The organism is Mesorhizobium sp. M1A.T.Ca.IN.004.03.1.1 (genome assembly GCF_003997555.1).
GTDB lineage: Bacteria > Pseudomonadota > Alphaproteobacteria > Rhizobiales > Rhizobiaceae > Mesorhizobium.
Window position 1 is genome coordinate 1 of record NZ_RZTV01000781.1, and the last position, 249, is coordinate 249.

Here is a 249-nt window from a genome sequence, read left to right on the forward strand (position 1 = left end):
GCAGAATGCGATCTATGGGGAGGCGCAGAAGATTCTCGCCGAAGACGTGCCGGCGCTCTACCTTTTCGTCATGCCGAAACTCGGTGTCTGGGACAGGAAGTTGAAGGGACTATGGGAGAACGAGCCGATTCCCTCCAATGTGCTTTCCGGTGTTTCCTGGGACGAGTGAGCGGTAGGCTCGGTAGGGGTGCGATGAGGTGATGGCCTTGGAGAGATCCGACATACATTTGGCCGATATGGCACGCAGCC

The 249-nt window shown here is 57.4% G+C and carries 1 pseudogene; it reads left to right on the forward strand.

The features are described 5' to 3' along the window. Positions 1-169 (forward strand): annotated as a pseudogene (locus tag EOD29_RS33775) (ABC transporter substrate-binding protein); the annotation flags it as partial. Positions 170-249: the final 80 nt, after the last annotated feature.